This is a genomic window from Pleomorphomonas sp. T1.2MG-36 (assembly GCF_950100655.1).
Taxonomy (GTDB): domain Bacteria; phylum Pseudomonadota; class Alphaproteobacteria; order Rhizobiales; family Pleomorphomonadaceae; genus Pleomorphomonas.
The window spans coordinates 701,881-715,510 of sequence record NZ_CATNLY010000012.1 but is presented as its reverse complement, the minus strand read 5'-3'; the positions used below and the strand labels follow the sequence as shown (position 1 = coordinate 715,510).

Sequence of the window (13,630 nt, the reverse complement as noted above, 5' to 3'; positions counted from 1 at the left end):
TCAGGCCCCCCGTGGCAGCGCTTCGACGAAGCGAACCGGTTCGCCGGTGGACGGCGTCACGAGATCGCCCTCCCACATCACCTTTCGGCCACGCAGAATCGTGCCGACCGGCCATCCGGTCACTTCGACGCCGTCATAGGGCGTCCAGCCGCAGCGTGAGGCGATCCAGCGGTTGCGGATGGTCTCGCGCCGCTTCAGGTCGACGATGGTGAGGTCGGCGTCGTAGCCGACGGCGATCCGGCCTTTCCTGGCCATGCCGAAGATGCGCGCCGGACCGGCCGAGCTCAGGTCCACGAAGCGCTGCAGCGTCAGGCGACCGGCGTTGACGTGATCGAGCATGATCGGCACCAGCGTCTGCACGCCGGTCATGCCCGAGGGGCTGTCGGGGTAGGGCTTCGCCTTCTCCTCCAGCGTATGCGGCGCATGATCCGATCCGAGCACGTCGGCGATGCCTTGCCTCAGGCCACGCCAGATACGCTCGCGATGAGCCTCGGAGCGAACGGGCGGGTTCATCTGAACGAGCGTGCCGAGCCGCTGGTGGTCGACTTCGGTGAGCGTCAGGTGGTGCGGCGTCACCTCGACGGTGGCGACGTCCTTGTGGTTCTTGAGAAAGTCCATCTCCTCGCCGGTGGAGATGTGCAGCACATGGATGCGGGCGCCCTTGTCGCGCGCGATGCGGACGAGCCGCTCGGTCGACTTCAGCGCCGTTTCGACGTCGCGCCAGACGGGATGGCTCGACGGATCGCCGGCGATGCGCAGCGGCTTTCTCTCGATCAGGCGCGCTTCGTCCTCGGAGTGAAAGGCGGCACGGCGGCGCGTGGCGCCAAGGATGGCGGCGACGCCATCGTCATCGGCAACGAGCAGGTCACCGGTCGACGACCCCATGAACACCTTGATGCCGGCGGCGCCGGGCAGACGCTCCAGCTCGGGAATGTCGCGCACGTTGCCATGCGTGCCGCCGACCCAGAAGGCAAAGTCGCAGTGCATGCGATGCGTGCCGGCCGCGACCTTGTCGGCAAGGCGCTCGGCGGTGGTCGTCAGCGGATTGGTATTCGGCATCTCGAAGACGGCAGTCACCCCGCCGAGGACGGCGGCACGGGAGCCGGTCTCCAGGTCTTCCTTGTGGGTGGCGCCGGGCTCGCGGAAATGGACTTGGCTGTCGATGACGCCCGGCAGCACGGTAAGGCCGGAGCAATCGAGCGTCTCGCCGGCCGAGGCTCGGGAGAGATCGCCGATCTCGGCGATGCGGCCTTGACGGAGTCCGATGTCGCGCACACCGATGCCGTCGTGGTTGACGACAGTTCCGTTTCTGAGGACGGTGTCGAAAGTCATGGGGCGTAATCCTATGCGAGTGGCCGAAGGCCTGCAGGGCGACCTCTTATCGGTCTTTCCACTTATTCGCTAGATTTACCCCTCTCCGCCTTCCGGAGGGAAGACGGCGCCGCTCGCACTCCGGCGAGACCGACCATCGATTCCGCACGCGCCCCCGGGGGAGCGGTCGTCTCGACATGCTCTCTTCCCGTTCTCGGGAAGAGCTGGAGAGGGGTGGCGGCCCGCCCTCCTGGCGGTGTCCTTGCGGAAATGGCTCCGGCGCTCGGGCGCCGGAGCCGATATCATCACTTGTAGGCGGCGGCGATGCCGAGGAAATCGGCGGCCTTCAGCGAGGCGCCTCCGACCAGAGCGCCGTTGACGTCCTCGACGGCCATCAGCTCGACGGCGTTCGACGGCTTCACCGAGCCGCCGTAGAGGATGCGCATGCCGTTGGCGTCGGCGCCGAAGCGCTTGACCAGTTCCTTGCGGATGAAGTTGTGGACTTCCTTGACGTCGGCGGCGGTCGGCGTCAGGCCGGTGCCGATGGCCCACACGGGCTCGTAGGCGATGACGGTGTTGGCGGCCGTCGTGCCGTCAGGCAGCGATCCGGCAACCTGGGTGCCGACGACCTCGAGCGTCTTGCCGCCGGTGCGCTCGGCGTGCGTTTCGCCGACGCAGACGATGGCGACGAGACCGGCGCGCCAGGCGGCTTCGGTCTTGGCCTTGACGACGGCGTCGGTCTCGGCGTGGTCGGTGCGGCGCTCGGAGTGGCCGACGATGACGTAGGTGGCGCCGGCGTCCTTCAGCATCTCGGCCGACGTGTCGCCCGTGTGGGCGCCGGACACCTTGGCATGGCAGTCCTGGCCGCCGACCGGCAGCAGGCCCTTCGCGGCGAGGGTGGCGACGAGGGTGAAGGGCGGGCAGATGGCCAGCTCGGCCTTGGCCTTGAGGGCGTCATAGCCGGCGGCGATGGCTTCGAATTCGGCGACGGAGGCCTTGAGGCCGTTCATTTTCCAGTTTCCGGCAACCAGCGGCTTGACCGACATGCTCTCGTTCCTTCGATGTGCGTTGCGTGGGCGTGGATCATTCCGAACCGGGCCCGACGTGAATCCTTGGAGCGGCCTGGAAGATGATCTTGTAGGCGAAAACCCGCAAGCGCATTTATATCCGGCAGGTGCAAAACGCTAGCAAGGGCTATTGACTATGAAGGCACTGGAGACGGTCGTTGAACGTATCATTTTGGGAAGCCGCTGGATTCTCGTCGTCTTTCTCATCGGTCTTTCCGTGGCGCTCGCCGTCTACGGTCTTTCCTTCGGCGTCAAGCTCTGGAAGGTCATTGGCAACGTCTTCGTCTACGAAGAATCCGAGATGATTCTCGCCATGCTCGGCCTGATCGACGCGGCGCTTGTCGCCAGCCTGCTCGTCATGGTGATGATCGCCTCCTATGAGAACTTCGTCGGCCGGTTCGACGACCACAATGCCGAGATCCACTGGCTCGGCAAGCTCGACAGCGGCAGCCTGAAGATCAAGGTCGCCTCGTCGATCGTCGCCATTTCCTCGATCCATCTGTTGCAGGTGTTCCTGAACGCCAGGGAGTACACCGACAACCAGATCATGTGGCAGGTGATCATGCACGTCACCTTCGTGGTATCGGCGCTGATGCTGGGCGTTCTCGACAAGATCATGGCCAAGCATTGAGCGAAGCCGGTTTTTGGCGCTTTATCAGGTAAAACCGGCGCTTGCGGCATGAAGCCGCCGCCCCTATGATCCCGCGCGCCGAAGCGGTCCCTGCGAGACCGGTGGCGTGACTGGGATGGATGGGCGCGCGCGCCCCCGAGACGGACGACACAATGCTTGATTCAATGCGCCGCGGGGCGAACACGCTTCCCGCGAAGATATTTCTGGGCCTCTTGACGCTGTCCTTCATCGGCTGGGGTGTTGGCTCCCGGCTGGGAACCTCGCATACCGACACGCTTGCCACCGTGGGCGACACCAAGATCACGCTCGGCGAGTTCCAGCTTGCCTACCAGCGGCAATCGCAGGCGCTGGCCCGTCAGCTCGGCCAGGCGATGACGCCTGACATGGCGCGCGCCATTGGTTTGCCCCAGAGGATACTCGGCACCCTGATGGCCGATGCGACGGTGGCCGACATGGCCGCCGCCACCGGCCTCGGCGTATCCGACGACCGCTTGGCCCAGGGCATTGCAGACGATCCGCAGTTGAGGCCGCAGGGAGCCGAGAGCTTCAATCGCAACTATTTCACCGAGCTTCTCAACCAGAGCGGTCTCAACGAGGCCATGTTCATCGCCCAGCGGCGCACCGCAGAGCTGCGGTGGCAGCTGTCGTCGGGTCTGGTCGGCGGCCTGACGGTGCCGAAGACCATGGTCGGCGCCATGTATCGCTATCAGAACGAAGCGCGCGACATCCGCTATCTCACGCTGGCTCGCGCCCAGGTGGAGCCGATCGGCAAACCGGCCGACGACGTGCTTGCCAAGTGGTACGAGGAGAACAAGGCCAAGTTCCGGGCGCCGGAGTTCCGCTCCATCGAGACGCTTGCGCTGACCCCCGACGCGGTTGCCGATCCTTCGACCGTCTCCGAGGCGGACGTGTCTCGCGAATACGAGCGCACCAAGGACCAGTACGGCGCGCCCGAGCAGCGCCGTATCCAGCAGCTGTTCTTCGCCGCGCCGGAAGAGGCTGCAGCTGCAGTGGCAAAACTCAAGTCCGGCACGAGCTTCGACCAGCTCATCACGGATATCGGCTCCAAGCCTGAAGACGTGGATCTCGGTCTGCTCTCCCGCGACAAGGTGCTCGATCCGGCGGTGGCCGAGGCGGCTTTCGGCTTGGCACTCAACGTTCCGAGCGAGCCGGTGAAGTCGTCCTTCGGCACCGTTTTGCTGCGCGTCACCACCATCGAGCCGGCGCATACCAAGGCGCTGGCCGAGGTGGCGCCCGAGATCCGCAAGACGATTGCCACCAAGGCGGCCGAACGCTCCGTGATGGAAATGCACGACGAGATCGAGGACGCCCTGGCCGGTGGCGCGACGTTGCAGGAGGTGGCGAACCGCTTCAAGCTGAAGCTCGTGACGGCTGAGATCGATCCGGAAGGAAATGGCACCGACGGCCTGCCTGTGGCCGGTCTGCCCGATCAGGCTCAGCTTTTGAAGGCTGCCTTCACGGCCGAAGAGGGGGGCGAGAACGAGCCGCTGTCCGTCAACCGCGGCTTCATCTGGTACAACGTGATCAAGGTGGTCCCGGGCCGCGACCGCACGCTGGATGAGGTGAAGGACAAGGCGATCATCGCCTGGACCGACGACGAGGCTCAAGTTCGGCTGACGGCCAAGGCCGAGGAAATGGCAAAGGCGCTGAAGTCCGGGACGTCGATCGACGACCTTGCCAAGACCGCTTTGGTGGAAGTCGAGACCGCCACGGGCGTGACGCGCAAGGCGGAGGATGCCGGCCTGGGACAGGAAGGCGTGATCGCCGCTTTCGCCGGTCCCAAGGGGCACGTGGCCGCAATCCCCGGCCTTGATGGCACGCGCATCGTGCTGACGGTCGCCCAGGTCGTCAATCCGCCGATGCCCGAAGGGGCGGGCGACTCGATCGTCATTGCCGATCAAGCCGCTACGGATGTGAGCCAGGACCTCTATGCCCAGTATCTCGGTGCTGCGCAGGAGAAACTGGGGACCACCGTCAACCAATCGCTGCTCAACGCGGTGGTCGGGAGCAGTAACGCCAACTGACGCGGGAGCCGGCATTCGAGCCGTGGTTCCGCGTTTCATGTTTCGGCATTGCGTGGCAATCTGCCGGAGATTGCACAAGCGGGGTGACAACGAGCGATGGCCGATTTCAAGACCCTGATTGCCAAGGTGGCTTCGGGAGCCAGCTTGAGCCGGGAGGAGGCGACTTCGGCCTTCGACATCATGATGACCGGCGAGGCGACTCCGTCGCAGATCGGCGGTTTTCTGATGGCGTTGCGCGTTCGTGGCGAGACGGTCGAAGAGATCGCCGGCGCCGTGTCGTCCATGCGGTCGCGCATGCTGCCGGTCGTGGCCCCCGTGGACGCGGTCGATATCGTCGGTACGGGCGGCGACGCCTCCGGCAGTCTCAACATCTCCACCGCTTCGGCGCTGGTGTCGGCTGGCGCTGGCCTGTCGGTTGCCAAGCACGGCAACCGGGCTCTTTCGTCGAAATCGGGCGCGGCCGACGTGCTGATGGCGCTCGGTGTGAAGATCGACATCGGGCCGGAGGTCATCGCCGCCTGCATTCGCGAGGCGGGCGTGGGGTTCATGTTCGCGCCGGTGCATCATTCGGCGATGAAGCATGTCGGCCCGAGCCGCGTCGAACTCGGCACGCGCACCATCTTCAACATCCTCGGCCCGCTGTCCAACCCGGCCGGGGTGAGGCGGCAACTGGTCGGCGTCTTCTCGCGCCAGTGGCTGCTGCCGGTGGCCGAAACCCTGGCCGCGCTCGGCTCGGAGTCGGTGTGGGTGGTGCATGGCTCCGATGGCCTCGACGAGATGACGCTATCCGGACCGACCTATGTCGCCGAACTGAGGAATGGCGCGGTGCGCAGCCTTGAGGTGACACCGGACGATGCCGGCTTGCCGCACCATGCTCCCGAGGCGGTCCGTGGCGGTTCCGCCGACGACAATGCCCAGGCCCTCCGGGCGCTGCTCGATGGCGCTCTCGGCGCCTATCGTGACACGGTGCTGCTCAATGTTGCCGCCGCCCTGATGATCGCCGATCGGGTGCCGACGCTGAAGGACGGCGTGACGCTCGCCGCCGATGCCATCGACAGCGGTCGTGCCCGTGCCGCGCTCGACCGGCTGATCGCCCGCTCCAACGCCTGAGGAAGACCGGTGGCCGACATCCTTGCCCGCATCGAGGCCTACAAGCGGCAGGAGATCGCCGCCGCCGAGGCAGCCGTTCCGCTTGTCGAGGTCAAGGCGATGGCCGCCGATCAGGCGCCGCCACGCGGCTTTCGCGTCGCGATCGGGAAAAAGCATGCCGAAGGTCGCCATGCTCTGATTGCCGAGATCAAGAAAGCCAGTCCTTCCAAGGGACTGATCCGTGCCGATTTCGACCCGCCGGCGCTGGCTCGCGCCTATGAAGAGGGGGGCGCGGCCTGCCTTTCGGTGCTGACCGATGCGCCATCCTTCCAGGGGCATCCGGACTATCTGAAGGCCGCGCGCGCCGCCACGGCGCTGCCGGCGCTCCGCAAGGACTTCCTGTTCTCGACCTATCAGGTCTATGAGGCGCGCGCCTGGGGAGCGGACTGCATCCTGATCATTCTCGCCGCCGTCGACGACGACACGGCAAAGCGCCTCGAAGAGACCGCCTTCGAGCTCGGCATGGACGTGCTGCTCGAAGTGCATGACGCGGCCGAACTCGAACGGGCGCTGAAGCTGCGATCACCGCTGCTCGGCGTCAACAATCGCAATCTCCGCACTTTCGAGACCCGGCTGGAAACAACAGAAGAGCTGGCGAGAAGCGTGCCCGACGGTCGCATCCTGGTTGCCGAGTCCGGTCTTTTCGTGCCCGCCGACCTCGCGCGTCTGGCGCGTGTCGGCGCTCATACCTTCCTTATCGGTGAGAGCCTGATGCGGCAGGCGGACGTTGCGGCTGCGACGAAGGCGCTCCTCGCCTGAACGGGGCGGCAAGTCGCGCAAGTTTTTGGGAAAGACATGAAGGCTGGAGTCCGCCCGGCTGACCGGACAGACTCCAGGTCGGAGAGACACATCAGGCCGTCAGCACCATGTGCGGCCGGCCGTTCGATGTTTTCGACGGGCTTATGCCTTCCTCGTCGATGGTGGCAGTAACGCGCTTGCGGAACGCCGAGAAGCTATCGAAATCGACCACGTCCACCGGCTCGTCGAAATCGACGGTGATGGTGTAGTAGCCAGGTACCGAGGTGGCCGCCTTGAGCGCCAGCACGGTGCCTTCGAAAGCCTTGCCGAGATAGGTGCCCTTGACGCGGTCGCCGGGATTCCAGGAACGCGCCGGCGGCTCGTTGCCGGCCTTTGCGTAGATCGTGTTCCAGTCGGCGAAGCCGTACTGCTTGGCGATCAGCTCCAGCGATTTGGAGTGGCTGACCTCGCTGCCGGCTTCGGCGAGCGAGCTTCTGAGACGACGAGCCTGGGCCTTCAGCTCATCGAGTGTTGGCAGTCGGGACGACATGACCGTTCTCCAGATGGCATCGGACATGACCGTAGGCAGGGTGCCCGCATTGCCGAGAGGTCTCGATGCCTGGAAACGGAAGCGATCGACGGGAACTTCACCATGGCTTGCGCCGGCGGGCGGCTGGGGTCCCTCACCCATGGCCGCTCATCTAGGAGCGGCGCCCGGAATTGTCAAGGTAATGCCGCTCGAATGCAAAAAGACCGGGCTTTCGGCCCGGCCTCTGCGATGCTCGAAGGGGCGTGTCGTCAGTCCTTGACGACCGAGATGTCCGGCGCGTCCACCGCCTTCATGCCGACGGTGTGATAGCCGTTATCGACATGAAGAACCTCGCCCGTGACGGCGCGGCCGAGATCGGAGAGGAGATAGAGCGAGCTGTCGCCCACCTCCTCGATGGTCACGGTACGGCGCAGCGGCGCGTTATACTCGTTCCACTTCAGGATGTAGCGGAAGTCGCCGATGCCGGAGGCAGCCAGCGTCTTGATCGGACCGGCCGAGACGGCATTGACGCGGATGTTCTGCGGTCCGAGGTCGACGGCGAGATACTTCACCGAAGCCTCAAGCGCCGCCTTGGCGACACCCATCACGTTGTAGTTGGGCATGACCTTCTCAGCGCCGTAATAGGTCAGCGTCAGCATCGAGCCGCCGTCGGTCATCATCTTCTCGGCGCGCCGGGCAACGGCCGTGAAGGAGTAGACCGAGATCAGCATGGTCTTCTGGAAGTTGGCTTCGCTGGTATCGACGTAGCGGCCGGTCAGCTCGTCCTTGTCGGAAAAGCCGATGGCATGGACCAGGAAGTCGATCTTGCCCCACTTCTCAGCGAGCGTCGCGAAGACGGCATCGATGGTTTCCGCCTCGGCCACGTCGCAATGGCCGATAACCAGCGCGCCGAGTTCGGCTGCCAGAGGCTCAACGCGCTTTCTCAGCGCGTCGCCCTGATATGTAAAAGCGATCTCAGCACCGGCGGCGTGGAGAGACTTGGCAATTCCCCAGGCCATGGAACGGTTGTTGGCCAATCCCATGATCAGGCCACGCTTGCCCGCCATCAGACCCACAGCACCTGCCATTTTGTAACCCCGCCTAATCAAATCCGGATGTCGTGCTCGTATGACACAAGGATTATGACAATAGCAAGTCGCGGTGGTGCCTCGCCGGGACACGCTTCGTGACCGTTGCCGGGCCTCGACGGCAAGGGGGCTCCGCTGTAGGTTCCGCCGCATGAAAAGCCCGTCGACGCCCGATCTCGTTTCCCGCTTCTCAGCCCTTGTCGAACCCGGCCATGCCCTCGTGGAGGCGGCCGACAAGGCACGCTATCTCGTCGAGTGGCGCGACCTGTTCCAGGGGGAAACGCCCCTGGTCCTGAGGCCCGCCAACACGGGGGAAGTGGCCGCCATCCTCCGCCTCGCCCACGAAACCGGGACTGCGATCGTACCGCAAGGTGGCAACACCGGCCTCGTTGGCGGTCAGATCCCGGTGCCGGGACAACAGGAAATTGTCGTTTCTCTGGAACGACTTGACAAGGTTCGGTCGATCGATCCGCTTGGCAACAGCATGGTCGTCGAAGCCGGCATGCCACTCGCTGCGGTTCATGCGGCGGCCGAGGCCGCTGGGCGCATCTTCCCTCTGACGCTGGCCTCCCTCGGCTCGTGCCAGATCGGCGGCAACATCGCCACCAATGCCGGCGGCACGGCCGTGCTGGCCTACGGCAACGCGCGCAACCTCGTGCTCGGCCTTGAGGTCGTGCTGGCTGACGGGCGTGTCTGGGATGGTCTTCGGCGGCTCGATAAAGACAATGCCGGTTATGATCTGAAACAATTGTTTATCGGTTCGGAGGGCACGCTCGGCATCATCACGGCCGCTGCGCTCAGGCTTCGCCATCGCCCGCGCGGACTGGCGGCCGCCTTCGTCTCGGTCGCTTCCCCGAAGGCGGCGCTCGACCTGTTCGTCCGCGCTCAGGCTGCGGCCGGCTTTGGTCTGACCGGCTTCGAACTGATGTCCGGCCTTGCCATGGAGTTCGCGCTGCGTCATCTCGCGGGTGCCCGCCTGCCGACGTCTCCGGCGCCTTGGTACGTGCTGATCGAGGTCAGTTCCAGCCTTTCCAACAGCGAGGCCGATGCGATCGTCCTCGATGTTCTCGCCGGGGCAACGGCAGCGGGCGAGGCGGTCGAGGCCGCCGTGGCTCAGTCACTGTCGCAAGTCGCCGACTTCTGGCGCCTTCGTCATGGCATGAGCGAGGTCCAGAAGTACGAAGGGGGCTCGATCAAGCACGACGTTTCCGTGCCGATCGGAGACCTTCCGGCATTCCTTGACGAAGCGATGACGGCGGTGGTGGAGGCGTTTCCTGGCTGCCGGCCGGTGCCGTTCGGGCACATGGGTGACGGCAACATCCACTTCAACGTCAGTCAGCCCGAGGGCAGCGACCGCCGCGCCTTCCTCGCGCGCTGGAACGAGATGAATGCCGTCGTCCATCGCGTGGTGCGCGGGTATGCCGGATCGGTCGCCGCCGAGCACGGCGTCGGCCGGCTCAAGGTCGATCTTCTGGCCGATGTGAAACCGCCGCTCGACCTGGAGTTGATGGGGCGTCTCAAGGATGCGCTCGATCCTCTGGGCATCCTCAACCCCGGCAGGGTTATTCGCCGGCCATGAACATGAGCCAGCGGCCGTCGGCGTCGATCTCGAGGCGATAGAACTCGTAAGACCCCACGGCACGCATCTCCTCGAAGTCGCCGGCGGTCAGCACGCGATAGACCTCGACAAGCTGTCGGCGGTCGAGGCTGCTGGGCGGCAGCTCGGCAAAATAGGGCCAGACATAGCGAACTTGCGGTGTGCCTCCGCCTTTCACCACCCAGCCGGCATCGAGCACGTCGAGAAGGATTGCCAGTACCTCGAGACCGGCCGTGTCGCCCGACGCCGCTTTCAGGATGTCGATCGGATCTCCCTCGCCGGTCGGCGAAAACACCGGCGGCGGGTTGGAAAGACCGATGACGGCCCGCATCTGGGCCTCGTTGCCGGACCGGGCCGCAGCAATGATCTTGTCACGCATGGCGGCGACGGCGGGAGGAAGCGTCAACAGATCGTAGTGTACTTCGGGCAGGCCGGTCGTCGGCTTTTCGCCAGACGAGTCCGCGCCTCCATCCGGTTGGGCGTTGAATTCGCCGCCACCGGGAATGCTGAAACCGAAGCCGCCGCCGGTTGACCGGTTCGGCTCGGCGGGCGATTGCAGCCCGAATGCAAAGGCCATCGGCACGGCATGCAACAACAAGCCCGCCGCGATCGCCGCGGCGAACAAGTGCGCTCCGATGGAAATCCGCATGTCTTCCCCCGACCTCGCGCGGTGGCCCGTCCCGCCTTACTGCAGGGTGCGCAGCAGCGTGTAGCCGCCCGAGGAAATCTTCTCCGGCAACTCGGAAACGAGCCGGGCAACGCTTTCCTCGCCGAAACACTCTACGAGCGTCGTCAAGGCGGCAAACAACGCAGCATGGGCGACGGCGTCGACGGGAATGCCGTCGTCGTCGGCGTCGTCAAAGGCGCGTTCCATGTGGCTCATGGCCCGATGCTTGAAATTGTCGCTTACCGTGGCCTCAACCGGCTCAAGCAGTTCGTCCCGCATATCCGACATCGGCCCCATCCGCACCTTCGGGGACCAGCTCACGGCGCCAGGGCCGCTTGCCGATCCGCATCATCGACGGGGTCACACTAGCATCGTTCCGCCAAGACGCAACGCCAACCGTTAAAGAGCGTTAACGAGTTTGAAGAACCGCGGTTAACTGACTGGTAACCATCAGGGGAGGGCGGGGGCCGGCGAATCGCCGGCTCGGCCGAAGCGTTGGTCGAGGCGCTCGGAGAGCTGCGCCCCTTCCGCGAAATAGCGCTGAAGCACGCCACGGGCCGATGAGGTGCAGGCCCGATGGGCGATCGAGAACGTGCGCTGACCTCGATTGAAGGCCTCGACATAGGGACGGCGAGCCGGACCGTCGAGCCGCTGGGCATCGAGGAGAGCGGCCATCTTGGCGCGCCAGTCGGCGGCGGCCGGACCACCGCACAGGCCGTCGAGATAGGCTGCGGCGCCGAGCACTTCCGACAGCCGAAGAAGGTCGGCCTGGTAGGGGGGAGGTTGGGTCGTGTCCGCGGCGAGAAGCGGCGTCGCCGAGGCAAGCGTCACGAACACGGCCAGAATCTTCAGCAAAAACGCCCCCTGTCGCGCCGAACCTTCTCGCATTCTGGACCGTCCGCCTGGGCGGAGCAAGGACGCGTCAGCTTTCGGCGAGCGTTCTCGTGCGGTCGATGAACTCGGCGAGCTTCGGGGTGAGGCTCAGCGCTGCGAGTTGATCGGGAGGAACGAAGCGGGCGGAGAGTGCGTCGGAGGCCGCGACCGGCTCCGCATTGGCAGCCGCCGTCGCCGCGAAGACGATCAGGACATAGTGGCGGAAGGTGTCGCCATCGCCACCGGCGAGAATCACTTCGTGGACCAGCGGAATGCCGGCGAGCGTCACCCGCAGGCCGGTTTCCTCGAACACCTCGCGGCGCGCGGCGTCCTCCAGGATTTCGCCCCATTCGAGATGGCCGCCGGGAAAGCTCCAGAGGCCACCCGATGGGTCGCCGGAGCGTTCCACCAGCAACACTTCGCCGCCGCGCCAGACGCCGACGCTGACGCCGACGCGCGGTTGGCGGATGGTTGGGCGGGAAGGCACGGGGTCAGCCGAACAGCGCGTCGACGGCCGACTGCGCGTCGCCGGTATCCTCGGTGACCATCGCGGCCACCGGCGCACCGTTGATGAGCCCCATGGCGTGGGCAAGCAGGGGTTTGATTCGCATCTCCGAGAGATCGCTGAGCGCCTCGATCGGCAGTGCGTCCATGGGCGCGTCGATGATCATGCGTTGCAGGTCCGCCATGGCGGCATCGATTCTGACGACGGTATCATCGAAGGCTCGCCGACGCTCGGGATCGGACGCCTCGTAGGCGGCGATGGCGAGATCGCGTTCCTTGAAATGCGACAGGCGGAAGTGGTCGACATAGGAACAGGGCTGCCAGGCGACGACGTCCGGCGCGCAATCCGGCATCATGGGCAGCATGTCGATCAGCATGACCACTTCATTGAAATGGTTGAGATAATCGGTTGCTAGCCACGTGTCGGGATGGATGTTGGCAGCAGAGAGGCGATCCGGAGAGAAATCGGTCTCCGGCCTGACGAGCTCTTCCGTGCCTGCCGTTCCTCCCAATTTTTCCCCCGCAGAGAAATTCGCTTTCAGAAACATACGCCGGTCAAGGTTGCCAAATACCTTACGTCGGCGTCTGTTTCCAGGCGGTCACGGCCGATATTGTTCTCTTCGGCAATTTCTTGGTTTCTGGAGTCGATGCATGTGCGGCCGATTTGTGCTCATCGAGTCGTTGAGGATGATGCAAAACCTGTTCGGGTATCGCCTCCCCGAAGAGTATGACAAACGCATTCTCGACATGGGCAATCGCTACAATATCGCGCCGACGCAGCCGATCGCCGTCATTGACGCCGGTCTCGATGGTGTCCGGCATGTCCGGCTTGTGCGCTGGGGCCTCATTCCCGCCTGGACGAAGGATGCCAAGACCCAGTCGCTTCTGTTCAACGCCCGCTCCGAAACCGCCGCCGACAAGCCGTCCTTCCGGACGGCGATGCGCCATCGCCGCTGTCTGATTCCCGCCTCCGGATTCTACGAGTGGCGGCGGATGGGAACCGCCAAGATGCCCTACTATATTCGCCCCCGCGACGGTTCGACGATGGCCTTTGCCGGGCTTACGGAGACCTGGCTCGGATCCGACGGCAGCGAGATCGATACCGGCGCCATTCTCACCACGGGGGCCAACAGGCTGATGGCCATGCTGCATGACCGCATGCCGGTCGTTCTCGATCCGAAGGACTGGGATGAATGGCTCGACTGCGGCAATCGTCGCCCACGCGACGTCGCCCACCTGCTGAAGTCAGCCGCCGATGATCTGCTGGAAGCCATTCCGGTCAGCGAGCGGGCCAACAGCGTGGGCAATGACGACGAGGCTCTGATCGCGCCGCTCGCCGAGCCGCTGACCGTCGACAGGGAGCCTTCGAGGAAGAAAGCCGATCCCGCGCCGGACGATGAGCCGCCGGCGCAGGGCAGCTTGTTCTGACGC

The 13,630-nt window shown here is 65.0% G+C and carries 15 protein-coding genes; 6 read left to right on the top strand and 9 right to left on the bottom strand.

Annotation, left to right across the window (positions count from 1 at the left end):
- Together QQZ18_RS10240 and tpiA are read right to left on the bottom strand one after the other, a co-directional pair.
- On the bottom strand, positions 1-1,332 hold the full coding sequence (locus QQZ18_RS10240) for a dihydroorotase (RefSeq protein ID WP_284540715.1): 1,332 nt from the start codon (positions 1,330-1,332) through the stop codon (positions 1-3).
- Positions 1,333-1,616: 284 nt separating this feature from the next.
- Positions 1,617-2,357 carry a triose-phosphate isomerase gene (tpiA, locus tag QQZ18_RS10235; RefSeq protein WP_284540713.1) on the bottom strand — a complete coding sequence of 247 codons (741 nt, stop codon included), beginning with the start codon at positions 2,355-2,357 and terminating at the stop codon, positions 1,617-1,619.
- A 157-nt stretch (positions 2,358-2,514) separates the two neighbouring features.
- On the opposite strand from tpiA, the gene QQZ18_RS10230 reads away from it, so the two are divergent.
- The 4 genes from QQZ18_RS10230 (at position 2,515) to trpC (ending at position 6,962) form a co-directional block, all read left to right on the top strand.
- On the top strand, positions 2,515-3,009 hold the full coding sequence (locus QQZ18_RS10230; protein ID WP_284540711.1) for a TIGR00645 family protein: 495 nt from the start codon (positions 2,515-2,517) through the stop codon (positions 3,007-3,009).
- Positions 3,010-3,161: 152 nt separating this feature from the next.
- The gene (locus QQZ18_RS10225; protein ID WP_284540709.1) at positions 3,162-5,054 is read left to right on the top strand and encodes a peptidylprolyl isomerase; all 1,893 of its coding nucleotides are present in this window, start codon (positions 3,162-3,164) and stop codon (positions 5,052-5,054) included.
- 96 nt (positions 5,055-5,150) lie between these two features.
- Complete coding sequence (gene trpD / locus QQZ18_RS10220; RefSeq protein WP_284540707.1) at positions 5,151-6,164, top strand: anthranilate phosphoribosyltransferase; 1,014 nt, start codon at positions 5,151-5,153, stop codon at positions 6,162-6,164.
- A gap of 9 nt (positions 6,165-6,173) precedes the next feature.
- On the top strand, positions 6,174-6,962 hold the full coding sequence (gene trpC / locus QQZ18_RS10215) for an indole-3-glycerol phosphate synthase TrpC (RefSeq protein ID WP_284540705.1): 789 nt from the start codon (positions 6,174-6,176) through the stop codon (positions 6,960-6,962).
- 91 nt (positions 6,963-7,053) lie between these two features.
- Here trpC and QQZ18_RS10210 read toward each other — a convergent pair whose 3' ends face one another.
- Positions 7,054-7,491, bottom strand: a complete 438-nt coding sequence (locus QQZ18_RS10210) for a glyoxalase superfamily protein (protein WP_284540703.1) — start codon at positions 7,489-7,491, stop codon at positions 7,054-7,056.
- 248 nt (positions 7,492-7,739) lie between these two features.
- Positions 7,740-8,558, bottom strand: coding sequence for an enoyl-ACP reductase FabI (gene fabI, locus QQZ18_RS10205; RefSeq protein WP_284540702.1), 819 nt, complete (start codon positions 8,556-8,558; stop codon positions 7,740-7,742).
- 151 nt (positions 8,559-8,709) lie between these two features.
- On the opposite strand from fabI, the gene QQZ18_RS10200 reads away from it, so the two are divergent.
- Complete coding sequence (locus tag QQZ18_RS10200; RefSeq protein WP_284540700.1) at positions 8,710-10,137, top strand: FAD-binding oxidoreductase; 1,428 nt, start codon at positions 8,710-8,712, stop codon at positions 10,135-10,137.
- On the opposite strand, the gene QQZ18_RS10195 is transcribed toward QQZ18_RS10200, so the two are convergent.
- From QQZ18_RS10195 to QQZ18_RS10175, 5 genes are all read right to left on the bottom strand, one after another.
- Positions 10,121-10,804 carry a hypothetical protein gene (locus tag QQZ18_RS10195; protein ID WP_284540698.1) on the bottom strand — a complete coding sequence of 228 codons (684 nt, stop codon included), beginning with the start codon at positions 10,802-10,804 and terminating at the stop codon, positions 10,121-10,123. The genes QQZ18_RS10200 and QQZ18_RS10195 overlap by 17 nt on opposite strands.
- Positions 10,805-10,840: 36 nt before the next feature.
- Positions 10,841-11,110, bottom strand: coding sequence for a hypothetical protein (locus QQZ18_RS10190; protein WP_251726904.1), 270 nt, complete (start codon positions 11,108-11,110; stop codon positions 10,841-10,843).
- Between the two features lie 162 nt (positions 11,111-11,272).
- The gene (locus tag QQZ18_RS10185) at positions 11,273-11,677 is read right to left on the bottom strand and encodes a TIGR02301 family protein (RefSeq protein WP_284540695.1); all 405 of its coding nucleotides are present in this window, start codon (positions 11,675-11,677) and stop codon (positions 11,273-11,275) included.
- Positions 11,678-11,744: 67 nt separating this feature from the next.
- Positions 11,745-12,182, bottom strand: coding sequence for an NUDIX hydrolase (locus tag QQZ18_RS10180; RefSeq protein ID WP_284540693.1), 438 nt, complete (start codon positions 12,180-12,182; stop codon positions 11,745-11,747).
- Between the two features lie 4 nt (positions 12,183-12,186).
- Positions 12,187-12,711 (bottom strand): hypothetical protein, encoded by a 525-nt coding sequence (locus tag QQZ18_RS10175; protein WP_284540691.1) that lies wholly within the window; start codon positions 12,709-12,711, stop codon positions 12,187-12,189.
- A gap of 139 nt (positions 12,712-12,850) precedes the next feature.
- On the opposite strand from QQZ18_RS10175, the gene QQZ18_RS10170 reads away from it, so the two are divergent.
- Positions 12,851-13,627 (top strand): SOS response-associated peptidase, encoded by a 777-nt coding sequence (locus QQZ18_RS10170; RefSeq protein WP_284540689.1) that lies wholly within the window; start codon positions 12,851-12,853, stop codon positions 13,625-13,627.
- Positions 13,628-13,630 lie beyond the last annotated feature (3 nt).

Excerpts from the sequence above, each read along its gene's own strand:
- QQZ18_RS10240 (WP_284540715.1), bottom strand. The coding sequence starts at position 1,332 with ATGACTTTCGACACCGTCCTCAGAAACGGAACTGTCGTCAACCACGAC.
- tpiA (WP_284540713.1), bottom strand. The coding sequence starts at position 2,357 with ATGTCGGTCAAGCCGCTGGTTGCCGGAAACTGGAAAATGAACGGCCTC.
- QQZ18_RS10230 (WP_284540711.1), top strand. The coding sequence starts at position 2,515 with ATGAAGGCACTGGAGACGGTCGTTGAACGTATCATTTTGGGAAGCCGC.
- QQZ18_RS10225 (WP_284540709.1), top strand. The coding sequence starts at position 3,162 with ATGCTTGATTCAATGCGCCGCGGGGCGAACACGCTTCCCGCGAAGATA.
- trpD (WP_284540707.1), top strand. The coding sequence starts at position 5,151 with ATGGCCGATTTCAAGACCCTGATTGCCAAGGTGGCTTCGGGAGCCAGC.
- QQZ18_RS10210 (WP_284540703.1), bottom strand. The coding sequence starts at position 7,491 with ATGTCGTCCCGACTGCCAACACTCGATGAGCTGAAGGCCCAGGCTCGT.
- fabI (WP_284540702.1), bottom strand. The coding sequence starts at position 8,558 with ATGGCAGGTGCTGTGGGTCTGATGGCGGGCAAGCGTGGCCTGATCATG.
- QQZ18_RS10200 (WP_284540700.1), top strand. The coding sequence starts at position 8,710 with ATGAAAAGCCCGTCGACGCCCGATCTCGTTTCCCGCTTCTCAGCCCTT.
- QQZ18_RS10195 (WP_284540698.1), bottom strand. The coding sequence starts at position 10,804 with ATGCGGATTTCCATCGGAGCGCACTTGTTCGCCGCGGCGATCGCGGCG.
- QQZ18_RS10190 (WP_251726904.1), bottom strand. The coding sequence starts at position 11,110 with ATGTCGGATATGCGGGACGAACTGCTTGAGCCGGTTGAGGCCACGGTA.
- QQZ18_RS10170 (WP_284540689.1), top strand. The coding sequence starts at position 12,851 with ATGTGCGGCCGATTTGTGCTCATCGAGTCGTTGAGGATGATGCAAAAC.